General features: G+C 70.4%; 18 protein-coding genes. 7 read left to right on the top strand and 11 right to left on the bottom strand.

All coding sequences use genetic code 11. The features are described 5' to 3' along the window. Positions 1-70 precede the first annotated feature (70 nt). Positions 71-1,471 (bottom strand): LVIVD repeat-containing protein, encoded by a 1,401-nt coding sequence (locus ABD844_RS49030; protein ID WP_344895709.1) that lies wholly within the window; start codon positions 1,469-1,471, stop codon positions 71-73. 167 nt (positions 1,472-1,638) lie between these two features. Between ABD844_RS49030 and ABD844_RS49025 the strand changes: the two genes are divergently transcribed. Then, positions 1,639-2,274 carry a DUF305 domain-containing protein gene (locus ABD844_RS49025; RefSeq protein WP_344895706.1) on the top strand — a complete coding sequence of 212 codons (636 nt, stop codon included), beginning with the start codon at positions 1,639-1,641 and terminating at the stop codon, positions 2,272-2,274. Positions 2,275-2,372: 98 nt separating this feature from the next. Here ABD844_RS49025 and ABD844_RS49020 read toward each other — a convergent pair whose 3' ends face one another. Continuing rightward, positions 2,373-3,608, bottom strand: coding sequence for an adenosylhomocysteinase (locus ABD844_RS49020; protein WP_344895703.1), 1,236 nt, complete (start codon positions 3,606-3,608; stop codon positions 2,373-2,375). A gap of 75 nt (positions 3,609-3,683) precedes the next feature. Then, positions 3,684-5,111 carry an adenosylhomocysteinase gene (gene ahcY, locus ABD844_RS49015; RefSeq protein ID WP_344895700.1) on the bottom strand — a complete coding sequence of 476 codons (1,428 nt, stop codon included), beginning with the start codon at positions 5,109-5,111 and terminating at the stop codon, positions 3,684-3,686. A gap of 103 nt (positions 5,112-5,214) precedes the next feature. Here ahcY and ABD844_RS49010 point away from each other — a divergent pair, with 103 nt between their 5' ends. Beyond that, positions 5,215-5,583: a MerR family transcriptional regulator gene (locus tag ABD844_RS49010; protein WP_344895697.1), complete on the top strand. Its 369-nt coding sequence runs from the start codon at positions 5,215-5,217 to the stop codon at positions 5,581-5,583. 236 nt (positions 5,584-5,819) lie between these two features. Here the strand turns inward: ABD844_RS49010 and ABD844_RS49005 are convergent, their stop codons facing one another. Genes ABD844_RS49005 through ABD844_RS48985 form a run of 5 tightly spaced genes read right to left on the bottom strand, consistent with a single transcriptional unit; the run spans position 5,820 to position 9,838 of the window. Continuing rightward, entirely contained in the window at positions 5,820-6,752 is a 933-nt protein-coding gene (locus tag ABD844_RS49005) for a cation diffusion facilitator family transporter (protein ID WP_344895694.1), read from the bottom strand. Between the two features lie 48 nt (positions 6,753-6,800). Beyond that, entirely contained in the window at positions 6,801-7,904 is a 1,104-nt protein-coding gene (locus tag ABD844_RS49000; RefSeq protein WP_344895692.1) for an SIS domain-containing protein, read from the bottom strand. Further along, on the bottom strand, positions 7,901-8,068 hold the full coding sequence (locus ABD844_RS48995; protein WP_344895689.1) for a Trm112 family protein: 168 nt from the start codon (positions 8,066-8,068) through the stop codon (positions 7,901-7,903). The genes ABD844_RS49000 and ABD844_RS48995 overlap by 4 nt, the downstream gene beginning before the upstream one ends. Beyond that, on the bottom strand, positions 8,065-9,426 hold the full coding sequence (locus ABD844_RS48990; RefSeq protein WP_344895686.1) for a phosphomannomutase/phosphoglucomutase: 1,362 nt from the start codon (positions 9,424-9,426) through the stop codon (positions 8,065-8,067). Before ABD844_RS48990 ends, ABD844_RS48995 begins: the two co-directional genes overlap by 4 nt. 43 nt (positions 9,427-9,469) lie before the next feature. Then, on the bottom strand, positions 9,470-9,838 hold the full coding sequence (locus ABD844_RS48985) for a DUF3499 domain-containing protein (RefSeq protein ID WP_132337802.1): 369 nt from the start codon (positions 9,836-9,838) through the stop codon (positions 9,470-9,472). 395 nt (positions 9,839-10,233) lie between these two features. On the opposite strand from ABD844_RS48985, the gene ABD844_RS48980 reads away from it, so the two are divergent. Continuing rightward, positions 10,234-10,671, top strand: coding sequence for a metallopeptidase family protein (locus ABD844_RS48980; protein ID WP_344895677.1), 438 nt, complete (start codon positions 10,234-10,236; stop codon positions 10,669-10,671). 78 nt (positions 10,672-10,749) lie between these two features. Further along, a complete protein-coding gene (locus ABD844_RS48975; RefSeq protein ID WP_344895674.1) occupies positions 10,750-11,172 on the top strand; it encodes a VOC family protein in 423 nt (140 codons plus the stop codon). A gap of 194 nt (positions 11,173-11,366) precedes the next feature. On the opposite strand, the gene ABD844_RS48970 is transcribed toward ABD844_RS48975, so the two are convergent. Together ABD844_RS48970 and ABD844_RS48965 are read right to left on the bottom strand one after the other, a co-directional pair. Next, the gene (locus tag ABD844_RS48970; protein ID WP_020546325.1) at positions 11,367-11,627 is read right to left on the bottom strand and encodes a WhiB family transcriptional regulator; all 261 of its coding nucleotides are present in this window, start codon (positions 11,625-11,627) and stop codon (positions 11,367-11,369) included. A gap of 319 nt (positions 11,628-11,946) precedes the next feature. Continuing rightward, on the bottom strand, positions 11,947-14,148 hold the full coding sequence (locus tag ABD844_RS48965; protein ID WP_344895671.1) for a hypothetical protein: 2,202 nt from the start codon (positions 14,146-14,148) through the stop codon (positions 11,947-11,949). Between the two features lie 181 nt (positions 14,149-14,329). Between ABD844_RS48965 and cofD the strand changes: the two genes are divergently transcribed. From cofD to ABD844_RS48950, 3 genes are all read left to right on the top strand, one after another. Then, positions 14,330-15,268 carry a 2-phospho-L-lactate transferase gene (gene cofD / locus ABD844_RS48960; protein ID WP_344895668.1) on the top strand — a complete coding sequence of 313 codons (939 nt, stop codon included), beginning with the start codon at positions 14,330-14,332 and terminating at the stop codon, positions 15,266-15,268. After that, positions 15,265-16,713 (top strand): coenzyme F420-0:L-glutamate ligase, encoded by a 1,449-nt coding sequence (locus ABD844_RS48955; RefSeq protein ID WP_344895665.1) that lies wholly within the window; start codon positions 15,265-15,267, stop codon positions 16,711-16,713. The genes cofD and ABD844_RS48955 overlap by 4 nt, the downstream gene beginning before the upstream one ends. Before the next feature lie 91 nt (positions 16,714-16,804). After that, a complete protein-coding gene (locus ABD844_RS48950) occupies positions 16,805-17,524 on the top strand; it encodes a lytic polysaccharide monooxygenase (protein ID WP_344895662.1) in 720 nt (239 codons plus the stop codon). 49 nt (positions 17,525-17,573) lie between these two features. Here the strand turns inward: ABD844_RS48950 and ABD844_RS48945 are convergent, their stop codons facing one another. Then, positions 17,574-19,322, bottom strand: a complete 1,749-nt coding sequence (locus ABD844_RS48945) for a substrate-binding and VWA domain-containing protein (RefSeq protein ID WP_344895659.1) — start codon at positions 19,320-19,322, stop codon at positions 17,574-17,576. Between the last annotated feature and the right edge of the window lie 36 nt (positions 19,323-19,358).

Here is a 19,358-nt window from a genome sequence, read left to right as displayed (position 1 = left end):
GTTTGTCCGTTGGGAACCTGGGAAAACGGGAACGACGGGGACCCGCTCGGGGTCCCCGTCGTGTGGCCGGTCAGTATTCGTGGCCGTGCCCGCGCTCGGGGTACGACGCCTGCGTCTGCGCGTTCAGCGAGCGCATCTTGACGCCGTTGGCCTTGTTCGTCCGCGAGTCGTTGATCTTCAGCACATCGAGGCCGAGGTTGAAGTCGGAGCCGTAGATGTAGCCGTTGTAGTAGTAGGCCGACCAGAAGCCGCCGGACAGCGCCGGAGCGGTGTTGTCGGGGCCGCGCTCGAAGTAGGCGATCTCCTGCGGGTTCGCGGAGTCGGTGAAGTCGACCACCGAGATCCCGCCCTGGTACCACGCCTGCACCATGATGTCGCGGCCCTTGACCGGGATCAGCGAGCCGTTGTGGGCCACGCAGTTCTCGGTGTCGGCCTGGTGCCGGGCGATCTTGAAGTAGCCCTTGAACACGAACTGCCCGTCGACGATGTCGTAGTACGCGTTCGCGCCCTTGACGGGACCGATGGCCTCGTTGCAGGTCGCCCTGGTGCCGCCGCCCAGCTCGTCGGTGAAGATGACCTTCGTGCCCTCGTTGTTGAACGTGGCCGAGTGCCAGAAGGCGAAGTTGGCCTCGTCGCGGGCGGTCGCGGTGACCTTGGGCCGTTCGGGGTCGCGGATGTCGAGCAGAATGCCCTCACCCATGCAGGCTCCGGCGGCGATGCCCTTCTCCGGGTAGGCCGTGATGTCGTGGCAGCCCGTGGTGGCGGACTTGCCGTTCGGGTACGACCCCGGCACGCCAGGGAACCCGCCGTCGGGGAACAGGTTCGGCGTGGCCACGACCGAGGCGGCCGTCGGGTTCTTCAGCGGCACCTTGACGATGGAGATGAGGTCGTGCGGCGTCTTGCAGTCGGGGAAGGTGTCACTCGGCGAGTAGGACGAGATGTAGATGTAGACGTTCTCACGCCTGCGGTCGGGCACCAGCGTGTTGGTGTGGGAGCCGCAGTTCGTCTCGACCGACTTGATGTACTTCGGGTTGGCCTTGTCGGAGACGTCGAAGATGCGGATGCCCTCCCACGACTCCTTGACCGTGGCGCTCTGCGAGGTGCTGCTGCACGAGTCGTTGTTGCGCGAGGAGTCGACGGATCCGAACAGCAGGTTGCCGTAGACGGTCACGTCCATCTGACCACCGGGGCAGACGACCGAGCTGACCAGCGACGTCTTCTTCGGGTTCTTGATGTCGTAGATCGAGAAGCCGTAGTAGTTGCCGACGTACGCGTAGTCGCCCTGGAAGGCGATGTCGGTGTTGATGTCGGCAAGAGCCTCGGGCTTGGGCACGTTGGTGACGTGCTTGATGTTGGGGCTCATGACGATCTCGCCGGGAGCGGGGATGTCCGCAGCCTGGGCAGGAGCCACTAAGCCCGCAAGCGCGATGAGCGCCGCGCCCAGGACGAGGGCTCTGCGGGGGGTGAACACTCGGGGTCCTCCTATAAAGGGGGCATAAACCTAAGCAATCCTCACCTTTCTTCGCATTGGAGGCCAGCGTCCAACGTGTCAAATTTTGTTCCTGTTCGCCCCCTTTTCATCCGACCCCAAATCACCTAAAGTGCGCATTCTCTACCGAAGTCAGCACAGGAGGCTGAGTGCGCGCTGCACTCGTCGTCGTCATGGGCCTGGTCGTCGCCCTGTCCGGCTGCAGCTCCAGCACGACGCCGCAGGCCCCGCGGGCCGACTCGACGGCGCCCGTGATCGCGCCCGGACGTCCGGGTGAGCAGGCCAAGACGTTGTCACCGGCGGAGGCCGCCACTGCCGTGCCGTCCGCCCCGCCCAACGCCGCGGACGTCAAGTACGTCCAGGACATGGTCGTGCACCATCGGCAGGCCATGGACATGGCGCTACTCGCCCCCAACCGGGCCGAATCCGCCCAGCTCAAGACCCTGGCCGACCGGATCCAGGCGGCGCAGGGCCCGGAGATCCAGTTCATGTCCACGTGGCTGCGGGAGGAGGAGCAGAAGGTGCCCGAGCACCACGCGGCGCACGAGGGTATGCCGGGGATGGCCACGCCGGAGCAGATGGAGGCGCTGAAGGCGGCCAAGGGCAAGGACTTCGACCGGCTGTTCCTCGAACTCATGATCAACCACCACCTGGGCGCGATCAAGATGTCGGAGCAGGTGCTGACCCACGGGTCGCACATCCGGATCGAGGAACTGGCGAGCGACGTCAGCGTGACCCAGACGGCGGAGATCCGCCGCATGCAGGAACTCCAGAAGGCGCTGTAACCCGCTTCGCAGGCCGCGGGACGAGCCTCATGCCGTCCGTGACGGGGCTCGCCGCGCGGGGCGTGCCCGCGCCTGCGCGAAGGACGGCGGTCGCGTGGTCAGGAGCCGACTCTCCAGGAGTGGAGATAGTCCTCCTGCTCGGGCGTGAGCAGGTCGATGCCGATGCCCGCGGCGGCGAGCTTGAGCCTGGCCACCTCGTGGTCGATCTCCTCGGGCACGTCGTAGACCCCGGGGACGAGGTTCGCGCGCTCACCGGCGAGCCACGCCACGGCGAGGGCCTGGGCCGAGAACGACATGTCCATGACGGCCGCGGGATGCCCCTCGGCGACCGTGAGGTTGACCAGCCGGCCCTCGGCGAGCAGCAGGAGCCGCCGGCCGTCGGGCAGGACGTACTCGTCGGTGCTCGGCCTCACGCCCCGGTGCACCTCGTGGGCCAGCTCGTCCAGCGCCCGTACGTCGATCTCCACGTCGAAGTGCCCCGCGTTGGCCAGGATCGCGCCATCCTTCATGACCGAAAGGTGCTCGGCCCTGATCACGTCGCGGTTGCCCGTCACGGTGACGAACAGGTCGCCGAGCAGCGCGGCCTGCGCCATCGGGCGCACCTCGTAGCCTTGCAGGGTGGCGTCGAGCGCCTTGACGGCGTCGATCTCGGTCACGATCACCCGGGCCCCGAAGCCCTTGGCCCGCTCGGCCACGCCCCGCCCGCAGAACCCGAACCCCGCCACCACCACCGTACGCCCGGCCAGCAGGGTGTTGGTGGCCCGCATGATGCCGTCGAGCGTGGACTGGCCGGTGCCGTACCGGTTGTCGAACATGCGCTTGGTCCGCGTGTCGTTCACGGCCACGACCGGGAAGCGCAGCGCGTTCTCGGCCGCCATCTGGCGCAGCCTGATGATGCCGGTCGTGGTCTCCTCGCACCCGCCGCTCACCTGTTCGAGCAGGTCGACCCGCTCGGTGTGCAGGATGTTGACGAGGTCGCAGCCGTCGTCCAGCACGAGGTCGGGCTCGACGTCGAGCGCCTGGTGGATGTGCCGGTAGTAGGTGGCCCGGTCGACCCCGGCCCGCGCGTGCACCCCGATCCCGTACGCGCGCAGCGCCTGCGCCACGTCGTCCTGCGTGGACAGGGGGTTGGAGGCGGCCAGGGCGATCTCCGCGCCGCCCGCCTTCAGCGCGCCCATGAGCACGGCCGTCTCGGCGGTGACGTGCAGGCAGGCCGCGATCCTCAGCCCGTCGAGCGGCCGTTCGAGCGCGAACCGCTCGCCGATCGCCGTCAGGACGGGCATCGCACGGGCGGCCCAGGAGATCTGCCGTTCGCCGCTTTCACTGAGGTCCATCGCCAGCCTTCACCGAAGAGCACCGGGCAAGGGCCCCGGGAGGCGGGTGCCCGCCCCCGGAGCCGCCAGAACGATCTAGTAGCGGTAGTGGTCCGACTTGTACGGGCCCTCGACGTGGACGCCGATGTAGCCTGCCTGCTCCTTGGTCAGCTCGGTGAGCTTGACGCCCAGGGCGTCGAGGTGCAGGCGGGCGACCTTCTCGTCCAGGTGCTTGGGCAGCGTGTAGACGCCGATCGGGTATTCGGCGGTCTTGGTGAACAGCTCGATCTGCGCGATCACCTGGTTGGTGAACGAGTTGGACATGACGAAGCTGGGGTGGCCCGTCGCGCAGCCCAGGTTCATCAGGCGGCCCTCGGCCAGCACGATGATCGAGTGCCCGTCGGCGAACACCCACTCGTCGACCTGCGGCTTGATGTTGCGCTTGGCGACCCCGGGCAGCTTGGCCAGGCCGGCCATGTCGATCTCGTTGTCGAAGTGGCCGATGTTGGACACGATCGCCTGGTGCTTCATCCGCGCCATGTGGTCGGCGGTGATGATGTTGAAGTTGCCGGTGGCGGTGACGAAGATGTCGGCGATGCCGACGACCTCGTCGAGCGTGGTCACCTGGAAGCCGTCCATGGCCGCCTGGAGGGCGCAGATCGGGTCGATCTCGGTGACGATCACGCGGGCGCCCTGGCCGCGCAGCGCGTCGGCGCAGCCCTTGCCGACGTCGCCGTAACCGCAGACCACGGCCACCTTGCCGCCGATCAGCACGTCGGTGGCGCGGTTGAGGCCGTCGATGACGGAGTGGCGGCAGCCGTACTTGTTGTCGAACTTCGACTTGGTGACCGAGTCGTTGACGTTGATCGCCGGGAAGAAGAGCTGGCCGTTCTTGTGCATCTCGTAGAGGCGGTGCACACCGGTGGTGGTCTCCTCGGTGACGCCCTTGACGCTCTCGGCGATCTTGGTCCACTTCTGGTCGGCGCCGACCGTGCGGGTGAGCAGGTCGACGATGACGTGCCACTCCTCCGGGTCGTCGGCGGTGGCCGGGGGCACGGCGCCGGCCTTCTCGTACTCGGCGCCCTTGTGGACGAGGAGCGTGGCGTCGCCGCCGTCGTCGAGGATCATGTTGGGGGCGGTGCCGTCGGGCCAGGTGAGCGCCTGCTCGGTGCACCACCAGTATTCCTCCAGCGTCTCGCCCTTCCAGGCGAACACCGGCACGCCGCGCGGGTCTTCGACCGTGCCGTCGGGGCCGACGACCGCCGCGGCGGCGGCGTGGTCCTGGGTGGAGAAGATGTTGCAGCTCACCCAGCGTACTTCGGCGCCGAGGGCCACCAGCGTCTCGATGAGGACGGCGGTCTGGATCGTCATGTGCAGGGAGCCCATGATCTTCGCGCCGCGAAGGGGCTGGGAGGCCGCGTATTCCTTGCGGATTGCCATGAGACCGGGCATCTCGTGCTCGGCGAGCCGGATCTCCTTGCGGCCGAAGTCGGCAAGTGAAAGGTCTGCGACCTTGAAGTCCATCGGGTTTCCCCTCGCGTCACGGATGGTTGTCGCGGACGAGTCTAGGCGGGGCTCGTACGGGGACGCATCACGCGAACGGGGAAACTGACGTAAGAATGTAAGAATGCGGATCACGGAAGCGGCCAAGCGGCTCGGCATGTCCCCGCGAATGCTCCGATACCGGGAAGCGCTCGGCCTGTTGCCGCCGGTTCGGGAGCAGGGGGCGCACCGGCGCTTCGGGCCCGAGGAGCTGGCCGCGGTGGCTCAGGGCGTGGAGCTGGAGAAACGGTTCGACGTGTCACCGGCGGAGCTGGCGTTCGCGCTGCGCATACTCAGCGAGCCCGCGGTGGCGTCGGCCGTACGCGACCTCGGGGTCCGGATCGGCCGCATCCAGGTGCCCCGCCGAGCCCTCGACTTCGAGAAGGAGAAGGCCCTGCGCCTCCTCCGCCCCAACCCCACCCCCCAGGCCACACCACGCCGCCCCCGCCCCTGATCCTCTCCCTCCAAGGACGGCACTACGGAAGGCCGCCGCCCCTCACTTCCCCTGAAAGGGCGGCACCCCGGACGGCGGGAAACCCTCCCCACAAGCGCCACCCCTCACTTCCCCGAAAAGGACGGCACCCCGGACGGCGGAAACCCTCCCCGCAAGCGCCACCCCCCGCTTCCCCCAAAAGGACGGCACCCCGGACGGTGGGAAACCGCCGGGGTGCGGGCCTGGTGCAGAGGGCGTCAGGTGGAGGCCGGTGCGCTCCTGAGCCGGTCGAGGTCGGGTTCGAGGTAGATCACCCGCGCGATCGGCACCGCCTCCCGGATGCGCCGCTCGGCCTCGTTGATCCCGTGGGCCACATCGGCCGCCGTTTCGTCGTGCTCGACCGCGATCTTCGCCGCGACCAGCAGCTCCTCCGGCCCCAGGTGCAGCGTCCGCATGTGGATGACCCGCGTCACCTCGGGCGCGTTCTCAAGGGCGGCCCGGATCTGGTCCTCCATCTCCGGCGAGGCACCCTCGCCGACGAGCAGCGACTTCGTCTCGATGGCCAGCACGATCGCGATCACCGCCAGCAGCACACCGATCATCAGGGTGCCGACGCCGTCCCAGACGCCGTCGCCGGTGACCACCGCCATCGTCACGCCGAACAGCGCGAAGATCAGACCGAGCAGGGCCCCGAGGTCCTCCAGCAGGATGACGGGCAGCTCGGGCGACTTCGACCGCCGGATGAACGCGATCCACGACTGCTTCCCGCGTACGTGGTTCGACTCCTGAATCGCCGTACGGAACGAGAACGACTCGGCGATGATCGCGAAGATCAGCACCGCGAACGCCCAGATCGGCGACTCCACCTTGTGCGGGTCGGAGATCTTGTGGATGCCCTCGTAAAGCGAGAACGCCGCACCGATCGTGAACAGCACCACCGCCACCACGAAGGCGTAGAAGTAGCGCTCGCGACCATAGCCGAACGGATGCTCCCTGGTGCTGGCCCTGGCCGCGCGCTTGCCGCCCACCAGCAGCAGCACCTGGTTGCCCGAGTCGGCGACGGAGTGGATGCCCTCCGCCAGCATCGAGGACGAGCCGGTGAAGAACGCGGCCACGAACTTGGCCACGGCGATCGCCAGGTTCGCGGTCAAGGCCGCGATGATTGCTTTGGTTCCGCCGCTCGCGCTCACCGATCTTCTCCACTCATAAAGACCACTACAAAGACCCGACACGGGATCCTATTGCGAAATTCTGGCCTTCACCTCAGTGATCGCTGACACAGGGGTCGGATCGATGTCGTATCCCAGCGCCAGATAGGTGCTGGCGAAGTCGCCGAGCCCGATGAGAGAGGCCATCCGCTCCAGCGGATGCACGCCCTCGGCCGCCAGCTCGGTGACGGGCACGTCGCGCTCGCCCGCCAGCCGGAGCGACGCCTCACGCCGCCGCGTCACCTGGGGGTGCTCCTCGACGTCGCGCAGGACGACGAGCCTGAGCGTGCGCCCGGCGGTGTCGGCGAAGATGTCGCGCTCGGCCAGCGGCCCGTCGAGCGCCGCCACCTGGTGGTGCCCGGCCTCGGGCAGCTCGCCGTGGATCGCGGGGTATTTCGCGTTCGCGTTGAGCTGGGAGGCCAGCCGGTGCGCGGCCACGGCCGCCACCGGCGACGACCCCCAGATCATCGGTACGGTCTCGGCCAGGTCCATCGCGAGCGACTTGCCGGGATTGATGAACGACTCACTCGACGGCCGGCACCGGTGGGCGATGTCCTCCAGGGACTTGGCCACCCGTTCGAACAGGTCGGCGTCGGCCTGCACCAGCCGCAGCGCGGCGGCGGCCACGATCGGGGGCACGCTCAGCAGCCACAGGTTGGCCCTGGACTGGCCGGTGACCGGCACCGGCACGTACATCGCCGACGCCTGGACGGCGACGGCCTCCAACGGGGAGTCGGGGGCACCCACGCCGAGCAGCGTGCAGCCGCGCCGCACGGCCTGCGTCGCCAGGGCGAGCGTCTCCTCGGTGGCGCCCGAGCCGGAGACGGCGATGACCAGGTCGGTGGCCCCCACCCAGCCGGGGAGCAGGTAGGAGCGCACGGTCACGATCGGCAGCGGGGAGCCGTTGCCGACCACGGCCGCCAGGATGTCACCGGCGATGCCGGCGCCGCCCATGCCCGCGACCACGATGGCCCGCGGGCGGCTGCCGGCCAGGCGGTCGACGCGCGCCTCGACGGCGTTGCGGTAGCCGGTGCGTATGTGAGCCGCGGAGGCGGCCACGGCCGGGAGCATGCCGCCAGGATCGGCCTCGCTGAGGTGACGCTGGTCGTCGAGCCGCTCCGGCTCCCAGGTCACGGCTTCCTGGCCTCGTCGACGAGCAGGACCGGAATGTCATCCCTGACCGGGTAGATCAGCCCGCAGCCGGTGCATGCCAGCTCGTCGGACTCGCTCTCGGCCCGCAGCGGCGCCTTGCACGCCGGGCAGGCCAGGATCTCCAGCAGCCAGTCGTCGATCTTCACTCTGACACCTTTCCCACGATGGCGAGAACCTCGTCGGTGATCGCCGTCATCTTGCCTTCGTCGGCCGCCTCGGCGTTCAGCCTGAGCAGCGGCTCGGTGTTGGAGGCCCGCAGGTTGAACCACCAGCCGGACCCGCTCACGGTCAGCCCGTCGAGCTCCTCGAACTCCCCGCGCCCCGCGAACGCCTCCCGCACCCGCCGCAGCGCCTCCGCCTGGTCGGACACCGCACTGTTGATCTCTCCGGAGCAGTGGTAGCGCGAGTAGCCCCCGACGACCTCCGACAGCGGCCGGTCCTGCTCTCCCAGGGCGGCCAGCACGTGCATGGCGGCCAGCATCCCCGAGTCGGCGAACCAGAAGTCTCTGAAGTAGTAGTGGGCGGAGTGCTCGCCACCGAAGACGGCCCCGGTGCGCGCCATCTCGGCCTTGATGAACGAGTGCCCCACCCGCGTGCGCACCGGTACGCCACCGTGCTCGCGCACGATCTCCGGCACGGCCATGGACGTGATCAGGTTGTGGATGACCGTCGCCCCGGGGTGTTTGGCCAGCTCGCGCACCGCCACCAGCGCCGTGACCGAGGACGGCGAGACCGACTCGCCGCGCTCGTCGATCACCCAGCACCGGTCGGCGTCGCCGTCGAAGGCCAGCCCGAGGTCGGCGCCGCTCTCGGTGACCGCCCGCTGCAGGTCGACCAGGTTCTGTGGCTCCAGGGGGTTGGCCTCGTGGTTGGGGAAGCTCCCGTCGAGCTCGAAGTAGAGGGGGACGAGGTCGATCGGCAGCCCGCCGAACACCGCGGGAACTGTGTGCCCGCCCATGCCGTTGCCCGCGTCGACGACCACCTTCAGCGGCCGGATCGCGCTCAGGTCGACCAGGGAGCGCAGGTGGTCGGCGTAGTCCGGAAGGAGGTCTTTCTCGATCAGCGAACCGCCCGACTGGGCAGCGTTCCCTGTCGTGGCCCCGACCAGCTCGGCCGCCCTGTCGCGGATCTCCGTCAGCCCCGTGTCGCCGCCGATCGGCACCGCACCGGACCTGCACATCTTCATGCCGTTGTAGCGGGCGGGATTGTGGCTGGCGGTGAACATCACCCCGGGCAGCCCCAGGCTGCCGCTGGCGTAGTAGAGCAGGTCGGTCGAGCCCAGCCCGGCGTGCACGACGTCGGCACGGCGCGAACGGGCCCCGCGAATGAACGCCTCGGCCAGCGGCGGGGACGACTCGCGCATGTCATGCGCCACCACGACCGACTCGGCCCCGGTCACCTCGACGAAGGCCGCCCCCACCGCCTCGGCGGTCGGCTCGTCGAGCTCGTCGGGAACCACGCCGCGAACGTCGTACGCTTTGAAGATCTTGGCGAGATCGCCCACTCTCCAGCTCCGCCCTAGGTCGTTTCCGCCTGACAGGACGAGCCTACCGGTCGCGGTGCTGCTGGGCCGATCTCAGAACGCGCAGGTGCCCGCGACGGCCGACCTCGACGCCTTGGCCGACCGGCTCGCCGCCACCGGACGGGCTGGGCCGCGCGGCCTCCCGCACCGCGTTGGCCAGCGCCTCTAGGTCGTCGGAACTGGGGGACGCGCCGTCCGTCGGCAGTCGCACCACCTCCCAGCCGCGGGGGGCGGTCAGTCGCTCGGCGTGTTCGGCGCACAGGTCATAGCAGTGTGGCTCCGCGTACGTCGCCAGGGGGCCGAGAACAGCGGTCGAGTCGGCGTATACGTACGTGAGCGTGAAGACGGCAGGCTGGCTGCAGGCGGTGCGGGAACAGCGGCGGACGGGGCTCACGGAGGGACCGTATCTGGTAAGAGTGCGAGACGCCACTACCTGAGCGCTCTTAACGAGCGTGTCGCCACAATTCGGACACCTGTCGCAGCCTTTCCACCCACATGCCCCAAAGTCTCCGTCCCTTCCCCCGCATCTCTCACACCGGCCTCTGCCGCATCTCCCACCCCGGCTCTCCCCGGCGCCCCACCAGCCCAATCCCGCACCGAACCATGATCTTCACCGCTTTTCGCAACCACTCGGCCAACCTTCCCTTCGAAACCCCCACATCTCTTCCCAAACCCATCGCCTTCCGTCCCGGTGCCGCTCCGCGACCACGGCCCTGCCGATCCCCCTCCCGACCTGCGTGCCGATGCCGATCCCTGGGATGACGGCGGCGGCCCCGTACACTTGCTGACGTGACTCAGAAGCGCGGTCCCAGACGGCGCGATCGCCACGGTCGCGGCCTCCGCGGCCCGCTCGCCCCCTCCCACATCCCCATGGCCAAGTCCCGCAGCGAACGCTTCGACGACCTGGTGCTCGACGCCGTCGACCGGCTCAGGCCCCGCTGGGAGAGGCAGCTCTCGGCGGTGGAGTTCGCGGTGGAGGACGTGCCGCCGCTGAGCGAGCTGGGTGACGGCCCGCGGCTCAACTCCGAGCCGATCCCCTTCGGCCGCGCCGACGCCGCCACCGGCCAGTCACCGGCCTCGATCGTCGTCTACCGCCGCCCGCTGGAGGCGCGGGCCAGAGACCGCGACACCTTGGGGGCGATGGTCCACGACACCGTGGTGGAGCAGGTGGCCACGCTGCTGGGCCTGGCCCCGGAGACCGTCGACCCGGGCTACGACGACCGCTGATCCCCCGTCACCGGTCGCCCCCATCACCGGTTGACCCGTTCTCGGCGCCGGGGCGGCGATGAGTTTCGCGGTGCCCACGTGTCCAACTGGATTGAGCAGATGGACAGGAGGCCCGAGGTGGGCGAGCGAGCGAACACCGCGATCACCGGCATCAGGACCGTCGGCGTGCCGGTCACCGACCAGGACCGCGCCGTGGCGTTCTATGTCGGCGTCCTCGGTCTGGACAAGCGTCTGGACGCCCCGGTCGAGCAGCTCGGCGGGAGGTGGATCGAGGTGGCGCCGTCGGGGGCCGCGACCACGATCGCCCTCGTGCCGACGGCCCCGGGCGCGACGGCCGGGGCCGAGACGGGGATCCGGCTCACCGTGCCGGACGCGGCGGCGCTGCACGAGGAGCTGACCGAGCGCGGGGTCGACGTGGGCGAGTTGCTGCGGTGGGAGGGCGTGCCGCCGATGTTCGCCCTCCGGGACCCGGACGGCAACGGGCTCGAGATCGTCGAATAACGGGAAGCAGAGCGCCCCGGCGGGCAGGAGGGGAGCCCGCCGGGCTCAGCCCGGGACGGCCCGGGCGGCGTCTCGCAGAGGCGGCGCCCGTTGGAGGCGGCGGTCAGAGCGGGGAGCGCCGTCCGCAGGCAGGCCGGTCGGGGGATGCGAAAAGGGTCACACGGCTCCCCGCGTGACCCCTTCCCCCCTTATACCTATACGGCCTGGCGCTTGATCCGTCTGCGCTCCCGCTCGGACAGCCCACCCCAGATGCCGAAGCGCTCATCGTGCTCGAGTGCGTATTCCAGGCACTCCGCACGGACCTCGCACGATCGGCAGACCTTCTTGGCCTCTCGGGTGGAGCCGCCCTTCTCCGGGAAGAACGCCTCCGGATCCGTCTGCGCGCACAACGCACGCTCCTGCCAGCCGAGTTCTTCAGCGTCAAGCTGATCCTGTGCGATGACCGGATCGGTCACTGCACACCTCCCTGCCGCCCGCCCGCAATGGAGCCCCCCATGGACGCCTTCCTTAGTACCCACCCACGGGAAGGCGTAACAACATGGTTGTAATTACACGCGCGTGCTGTACGTGGCGTCAAGCGGCATGCAGGTATCCGGGGAAAGACCAGATCTCGCCCCGGTGTGCTCGGCATGTGATGTTCGCACCCGGCCGAACGCCCTACGCGCATGGCATCGGCCTGGCTCGTTCAACGCTCTCAGCGGTCGGAACCGTACCAGGGCGGGATAGACAGCCGCCCGTGGCCCACCTTCTCTCTAGCCGTTCATTGCCGGTCCGTTACCTGCGTGGCTCATTGGGGGTGTATATGGCGGTCGGGTCGATCGGGTCGTCTCCGGGACGGCGCTGGTCGCCGCCGAAGCCGCTCCCTCCCCCGTACTGCGTGGGGTCGAGCCGCATCGTCGAATCGCCCTGCACGTCGGGCCAGCCCGGCGCGGCCTGGTGGGTGGGCTGGTACTGGCCCTGCTGGGGCTCGTACCCACTGCTGTGCTGAGGGGCGCCGTGCTGAGGGGCGGGGTACTGCTGCGGGCCCGGCTGCTGAGGGCCCGGGTGCTGCGGCGGCTGCGGGTGCTGCTGGGCGGAGTGCTGCGGGTGGCCGAAGGGGTCGTCGTACTGCCTGCCCGGCTGGCCCGTCTGCTGGCCCGCGTAGTCGGGGACGCGCAGCTCGGGCTGGGTGCCGACGTTCGACTGGTACGTCTCCGCCTGCTGGTAGGCGTCCATGAGCTGCTGGGAGCGCGGGTCCACGGGCAGGTCGGGCTCCTGGTACGCGGAGTCCTGGTAGGCGGGCTCGCGGTACGCCGGCTCCTGGGACGAGGCCTCCTGGTACGTGGGCGGGGCGGTGTACTCGTGACCCGAGTAGCCGGTGAACGGCTGCCCGCCCTGCTGCGACTGGTCGAACGCGCTCTGCCCGAAGTACGGCTGCTGCTGCCCGAACGAGGGCTGCTCGCTCTGCGGGTACTGGACGTTCGGGCTGGTGTCGGCCGGAGGGTAGGCCGGGTCGGCCGGGGGCGCGTACGGATTGCCCTGCTGCTCCCCGGCCGGGGCGTACGGGTTGGGCTGGTCGTTCGCGGGCGGCGCGTACGGGTTAGGGCTGGGCTCGCCGAAGACGTCCGGCTGACTGTCCGCCGCGACGTACGGGGCCGGGGTGTACTCGCCGACCGGCGGGGTGGAGTACTCCTGGACCGGAGGGGCGGAAGGAGCCGAGGGGGCGGTGTCGGCCGGGGCGTATGCCTGCTGGCCGAAGCTCTGAGGGGCGTAGGCGGCCTGGGAGTCCTGCTGTTCCGGCTGGCGCTGGTCGGAGGGAGCGGCCGGGAGCGCTCCCCTGATCGGCGGATACGCCTCCGGCGCGGGCGGGGTGTAAGCCGCCGCCTGGGCGTCGGGCTGCCCGGCCTGACCGCCGAAGCCGGGCGCCTGCTGGCCGTAGCCGGGCGTGGAGTGGGGCTGCTGGGCGTAGCCGGGGGTGGACGGGGGCTGCTGACCGTAGCCGGGGGTGGACGGGGGCTGCTGACCGTAGCCGGGGGTGGACGGGGGCTGCTGACCGTAGCCGGGGCTCGACGGGAGCTGCTGGAGGTGGCCGGGCTGCTGCCCGGACAGAGGCTGCTGGGCGTAGCCGGGCGTGGAGTGGGGCTGCTGGGCGTAGCTGGGGGTGGACGGGGGCTGCTGGCCGTAGCCCGGCTGCTGGCCGGACTGGGGCTCCTGGGCGTACGCGGCGGGCTGCTGCTGGTCGTGAGGACCGCCGAAGCCGGGCTGGGCCGCCGGGGGCTGCTGGCCGTAACCCGGCTGCTGGCCGGAGGGCGACTGCTGGGCGTGCGCGGCGGGCTGCTGGTCGTGGAGACCGCCATAGCCGGGCTGCTGGTCGTGGGGGCCGCCGTAGCCGGGCTGCTGGGCCGCCGGGGGCTGCTGGGCGAAGCCGGGCTGCCCGTAGCCGGGCTGGGGCTGGTCGGGCTGCCCGTAGCCGGGGCCCGCCTGCGGCTGGTCGTACGCCTGCTGGGGCTGGTTGCCGAAGAAGCCGGGCTGCGGGCCGAACTGGCCGTGGTACACCTGGGCGGCCGGGCGTTCCGGCAGCACCTGCGGGAGCAGATAGACCAGGGCGACGGCGGTCAGGGCGAGGGTGGGCACCCCGAGGAGCAGATACTCGATCGTGCCACGGGCACCGGCTCCCGCGAACAGGCCGGCCAGCAGCGCCAGCAGGCCGAACACCGTGGCGAGCAGCAGGCCAGCCGCCGCGCCGTACGTGATCGGCTTGGCCTTGGGCGACGGCCGGCCCACCTGGGTGACCAGCAGCACCGAGCCGAGCAGCAGCGCCGTCACGACCGGGCTCGTCACGCTCCAGAAGCCGTTCATCGCGCGCTCCGCGAAGGACGACGACATGGACGAGCCGATCAGGATGCGACCGACCGCCAGCACCACGGTCATCAACCCGGTGACGACCATGATCCAGGCGGCCGGCTCCTTCAGCCGGGCGACGTCAAGTTTGCTCACAACTACCCCCATCGGACCCTTTGGCCCGAAGGGAGTTTGCCACATGACTGACCCAGCCGCCGGGAGTCCCAGGAACCACTTCCATATCAAATGCCCAAATACCTGGACGTACCGCGCAGACAAATGTCGGAAACCCGAGCCAGGGATGGGATTGTCAGAGCCCGGTGAAAGACTGGGCCGCATGCACATCGTGTCACTCGCCGGGGGCATCGGGGGCGCCCGGTTCCTGCGCGGACTGCGGGCCACCGCACCGCAAGCCTCGATCACCGTCATCGGCAACACCGGTGACGACATCACCCTGTTCGGCCTGCGGGTCTGCCCCGACCTCGACACCGTGATGTACACCCTGGGCAACGGCATCGACGAGGAGCAGGGCTGGGGCCGGGCCAAGGAGACCCACGTCGTCAAGGAGGAGCTGGCCGCGTACGGCGTCGAGCCGCAGTGGTTCGGCCTGGGCGACCGCGACTTCGCCACCCACATCGTGCGCTCGCAGATGCTGGAGGCGGGCTATCCGCTCTCGCAGATCACCCAGGCGCTCTGCACGCGCTGGCAGCCGGGCGTGCGGCTGCTGCCGATGACCGACGACCGCTGCGAGACCCACGTCGTGATCGAGGACGAGCACGGCAAGCGGGCGATCCACTTCCAGGAGTGGTGGGTGCGCCTGCGCGCGTCGGTGCCCGCGCAGTCGTTCGCGCTGATCGGGGTCGACACCGCCAAGCCCGCGCCGGGCGTGCTGGAGGCCATCGAGCAGGCCGACGTGGTCGTCCTGCCGCCGTCCAACCCGGTGGTGAGCATCGGGACGATCCTCCAGGTTCCCGGCATCCGCGAGGCCCTGCTGCCCAAGACCGTCGTGGGCGTCTCGCCGATCATCGGCGGCGCCCCGGTCAGGGGCATGGCCGACGCCTGCCTGACGGCCATCGGGGTGGAGACGACCGCGCAGGCCGTGCTCGACCTGTACGGGCCCGAGCTGATCGACGGCTGGCTGGTGGCCGAGGAAGACTCCGGCGTCGCCCTCGACGGCGTACGCGTGGTGGCCCGGCCGATCCTCATGCACGATGCCGAGGCCGCGGCCGACATCGCCCGCACCGCGCTCGACCTGGCCCAGGAGCTGGCCCGATGACCACCGACTCCCCCGCGCCCACTTCCCCTGAGCCCGGCTCCCCGCAACCCGCCGCGCCTGACGCCCCTCCGTCTCAGCCCGGCTCCCCGCAGACCCGCTCCCCGCAGCCCGGCTCCCCTCAGACCCGCTCCCCCCAGACGGGCTCCCCGCAGCCCGGCTCTCACCCGGTCGCCTCCGCTCAGCGCGTCGAGGTGATCGCCGTGACCGGCATCGGCGAGGTGCGGGCGGGTGACGACGTGGCGGCGTTGCTGTCCGGCGCGGATCTGCGCGACGGCGACATCGTCGTGGTCACCTCCAAGATCGTGAGCAAGGCCGAGGGCCGGACCCGCCACGCGCCCGACCGCACCGAGGCGATCGCGGCGGAGACCGAGCGCGTGGTCGCCAGGCGCGGCGACACCGTGATCGCCCAGACCCGGCACGGCTTCGTCATGGCCGCCGCCGGGGTCGACGCCTCCAACACCGAGCCCGGCACCGTGCTGCTCCTCCCCGAAGACCCCGACGCCTCGGCCCGGCGCATCAGGGCGGGGCTGGCCGGCCGGCGGGTCGGGGTGATCGTGTCCGACACGTTCGGGCGGCCCTGGCGCAACGGGCTCACCGACGTGGCCATCGGGGTGGCCGGCGTACGCCCTCTCGACGACTTCCGCGGCGTCTCCGACTCCTACGGCAACCAGCTCAACGCCACGGTCACCGCGCTGGCCGACGAGATCGCGAGCGCGGCCGAGCTGGTCAAGGGCAAGCTCGACGGCGTCCCCGTGGCGATCGTGCGCGGGCTGTCCCACCTGGTGACCGGCGACGACGGGCCCGGGGTGCGGCCACTGGTGCGGGTGGCCGACGACGACCTGTTCCGTTACGGGTCGCGTGACGTGGTGTTCGCCCGCCGTACGATCAGGGAGTTCGCCGACCGGCCCGTCGATCCCGAGGCGGTCCGCAGGGCGGTCGCGGCGGGCATCGCGGCGCCCGCGCCGCACCACACGACGCCGTGGCGGTTCGTGTTGCTGGAGTCACCGGAGACCAGGGTCAAGCTGCTCGACGCCATGCGCGAGGCGTGGATCGCCGACCTGCGCGGCGACGGGTTCACCGAGCAGTCGATCACCAAGCGGGTCAGGCGCGGCGACGTGCTGCGCAACGCGCCCTACCTGGTCGTGCCGTGCCTGGTGATGGAGGGCTCGCACACCTACCGCGACGATCGGCGCAACGCGTCGGAGCGGGAGATGTTCGTCGTGGCCACCGGCGCCGGGGTGGAGAACTTCCTCATCCAGCTCGCCGTCGAGGGGCTCGGCTCGGCGTGGGTGTCGTCCACGATGTTCTGCCGTCCGGTGGTGCGCGAGGTGCTCGACCTGCCCGATTCGTGGGACCCGATGGGCTGCGTGGCCGTCGGCCATGCCGCCGCGCCGCCGCGCGACCGGGCTCCGCGCGACCCCGGGGATTTCATCGTCACGCGCTGACTGGGGTTCCAACTACGGTCAACCAGCGGTTTACCGTTAGGAAAGTTTCCTTTACATTTGAACCAACCCCCCGTGTAAAGGAGCCACTTTCATGAGAAGGACGCTCACGTTACTGGCCGTGGTGGTGATCGCGGTCGCCACCACGGTGTTCAACACCACGCCGGCGTTCGCGCACGGCTACATCAACTCACCGCCCAGCCGCCAGGCCAACTGCGCGCAGGGCAAGGTCCCCAACTGCGGCAACATCATCTACGAGCCGCAGAGCGTGGAAGGCCCGAAGGGGCTGCGTAACTGCCATGCCAACCTCGGGCAGTTCGCGCAGCTCAGCGACGAGAGCAAGCCGTGGCCCGTGGCCTCGGTGGGCAGCACCGTCACCTTCAACTGGGTGTTCACGGCCAGGCACGCCACGCTCAACTACGAGTACTACATCGGCAACACGCGGGTGGCCGTGTTCAACGGCAACGGCCAGCAGCCCCCGGCGACCGTGCAGCACACGGTCAACTTCTCCGGCTTCTCGGGCCGGCAGAAGGTCCTGGCCATCTGGAACATCTCCGACACGGCCAACGCCTTCTACTCGTGTGTCGACCTGAACTTCGGCGGCGGTGGCGGCAACCCGGCCCCGACGCCCACGCCGACGCCGACCCCGACGCCGACCCCGACCACGCCTTCGGGCACCTGGCAGACCGGTGCGGCGTACAGCCCCGGCAACACCGTCACCTACAACGGCGCCTCGTACCGGTGCCTCCAGTCGCACACCTCGATCTCCGGCTGGGAGCCGCCGAACGTCCCGGCGCTCTGGCAGCGCGTCTAGCGCCGCCCGAACGGTCCAACGCGTCGAGGGGACGCCGCCCGGCGTCCCCTCACGTCGTGGGCTTGCACGTCGGATGGCACAGCCGCCGCGCCAGGGCCGTCAGGAACACGTCGATGATCTCCCCGGGCTCCTGGGCCTCGTGCAGTGAGCCGTTGGTTGCGGCGGTGACCTGCGACAGGCTGGCCCGGTCCACGTCCTTCCCGAAGGCGATGACGATGATCTGCACGGGTTTGTCCGGGTCCCACTCCCGCCGCAGCCCGTCGAGGAGACCCGCCAGGTCCGTACCCTTCCCGTCGTCCCGCCCCGCCGTGATCACCAGGAGCGCGTTGTTCATCTCCGCGCGGTACTCCTCGGTGACCTCGCGGAAGCCGCCGAGGATCGCGTCGTAAAGGGAGCTGTCCCGCTTGGGATGGGCGGTGATCGTGCTGGTCAGCTCGTCCAGCCGGCTCCTGCGGATGACCTGGCCGGTCTCCGGTTCGGTGATCGGGCCTAGGCCGACCAGCTCGCGGTGGCCCCGGCTGCCGCCGAGCCCGTCCGCGAACTCCCACATCCCCATGTGCGTGGAGTCGGGGAAGAGCCGCAGCCCCGTCCTGGCCGCGTCCAGCGCCACGTTCGCCCTGGTCCTGCCGTTCAGCGGGGCGGCCATGTGCTTGGAGGTGTCGGTCAGCACGAGGAGGTTGGTGGGCGGCGCCAGCCGGCTCCAGGCGCGCAGTGCCTCGTCGATGTCCTGGGGCGACACCGACGTCCTGGTCTTCGGCGGCGCGGAGGGGAGCTGCGGGCCCGGCGAGAGCGGCCCCTGGGAGCCGTCGCCCGACCTGAACCCGGCCCGCCGTACGATCTCCTGCGCCTGGGGGCCCGTCAGCCAGTTGGCGAAGGCGGTGGACGCCTCGGCGACCGACGGGTCGGCGGCGGTGACGACGTACGGGTAGTCGAGGTTGATCGTGCCCTCGCGCGGGTGCAGGGCCACGACCGGGTCGGCGGAGGGCCGCAGGTTGTGCTGCCACACCGACTGCTCGGGCACGATCACCACCGGACGCTGCCAGAACGTACGGTCGTCCACGGCCGCCAGCATGCTGCGGTAGTCGGGCGCAGAACCGGCCTGCGCCCACCGGACGAACGCGGTCAGCGCCTTGTCGGCCTCGGGCCCGGCGCCGACCACGTCCCGGGCGGCGGCCATGGTCGCGATGCCCGCCCCGGCCAGCGACGGATCGGGCACGCGTACGACGTCGGGCTCGTCGGAGTTGGGCGTCAGCCGCCCGCGCACGGTCGAGGGGAAGACCATGCGCCAGTTCATCTCGGTCCTGCCCACCGAGAAGCGCTGGGCCAGCGACGACCGGGTCGCGAACACCAGCGGCGAGGTGGCCACCACGCTCTCCCCCGCGGGCAGCGCGCTCGCGCCCTGCTGGCGGGCCAGCCTGATCCAGGCCGAGGAGTCGGCGATCCACCCGTCGGGCCGCTCGCGCAGCACGCCGGCCCGGTCGCCGATCAGCGTGCGCAGGACCGTGGCCGGCGGCTGCTCGGTCACCTGGACCAGCACGCACCGGCCGCCCACGGCCGTGTCGCTCTCGTTGAACCGGCCCGCCGCCTCCATGACGGCCGGGGCCACGTCGACCGCGGCGGCCACGTTGACCAGAACAGGCTCTCGCGTGGTGCACAACAGGCCGCCGCCGCCGAAGACCACGACCAGGCCGGCCGCGACGATGGCCACGGCCGTCAGGCCCGCCAGCATGCCGCGCCGGAGCGCCTTCCTGCGTCGCTGCTCGGGGGACAGCGCAGAGCGGTGTCGACCCAGCCGCACGGTGAACCTCTCTCCCAGGGGAGTGACGATTCTCCC

This window comes from Nonomuraea antimicrobica (assembly GCF_039536965.1).
Lineage (GTDB): Bacteria > Actinomycetota > Actinomycetes > Streptosporangiales > Streptosporangiaceae > Nonomuraea > Nonomuraea antimicrobica.
This window is presented reverse-complemented; position numbering and strand designations above follow the sequence as displayed.

Coding starts and splice junctions, on each gene's coding strand:
- ABD844_RS49020 (WP_344895703.1), bottom strand. CDS start 3,608: ATGGACCTCAGTGAAAGCGGCGAACGGCAGATCTCCTGGGCCGCCCGT.
- ahcY (WP_344895700.1), bottom strand. CDS start 5,111: ATGGACTTCAAGGTCGCAGACCTTTCACTTGCCGACTTCGGCCGCAAG.
- ABD844_RS49010 (WP_344895697.1), top strand. CDS start 5,215: ATGCGGATCACGGAAGCGGCCAAGCGGCTCGGCATGTCCCCGCGAATG.
- ABD844_RS48955 (WP_344895665.1), top strand. CDS start 15,265: ATGACCACCGACTCCCCCGCGCCCACTTCCCCTGAGCCCGGCTCCCCG.
- cofD (WP_344895668.1), top strand. CDS start 14,330: ATGCACATCGTGTCACTCGCCGGGGGCATCGGGGGCGCCCGGTTCCTG.
- ABD844_RS48950 (WP_344895662.1), top strand. CDS start 16,805: ATGAGAAGGACGCTCACGTTACTGGCCGTGGTGGTGATCGCGGTCGCC.